Annotated in this window: 1 protein-coding gene; it reads right to left on the minus strand. The window is 46.6% G+C overall.

All coding sequences use genetic code 11. The features are described from left to right. Positions 1-528, minus strand: a 528-nt coding sequence (locus tag Q7C21_RS22960; RefSeq protein ID WP_375151232.1) for a hypothetical protein, incomplete at both ends; no start/stop codon positions are given.

Raw genomic sequence — 528 nt, forward strand, 5'->3', positions numbered from 1 at the left:
TTGATAATGTGACATTCACAGCGTTGCCAGGTAACAATGCGTTCATGTTTACCATTTGACCTTCGGCGCGAATTGCTCGAGTAGAGACGCTTTTTACTCGACGTGTTGGGTCTTTTAGTGGCAACATGCTGGCCCAAGTCGATAGCGAAGCAGAATCGAGATGTACCTGTTGTTTGAATCGTAATTCGCCGTATTGGTCGACAGAATCTTGATTGAGGCTTGCCAATACTGTGTTTGGCGCGATGGTGGACGACACAACGTAAGAGTTGAATCCGTCATCGAGGTTGTTGGTGAATTGAATGTCGCTGATGCAGAAATGTGTCACCGCAGTGCTGTGGCTAGCAGAGAACGAGTTTGTTGGTGTGGTCAAGAGGGTATTGGCAATAGTCCACCTTGAAATGCCTACGACGTCATCAGTAGTTGGATTTTGCCAAACAAAACCCATAGCAACTTGGTTTAGTTCATCTAATAGATCCGCTGCCGAAATGTTGGTCTGCGTTTCACTCGGCATTGAAAGGTAGTAACCCG

Source organism: Pantoea sp. ANP04, from assembly GCF_041982285.1.
In the GTDB taxonomy this organism is placed as follows: Bacteria; Pseudomonadota; Gammaproteobacteria; order Enterobacterales; family Enterobacteriaceae; genus Pantoea; species Pantoea eucalypti.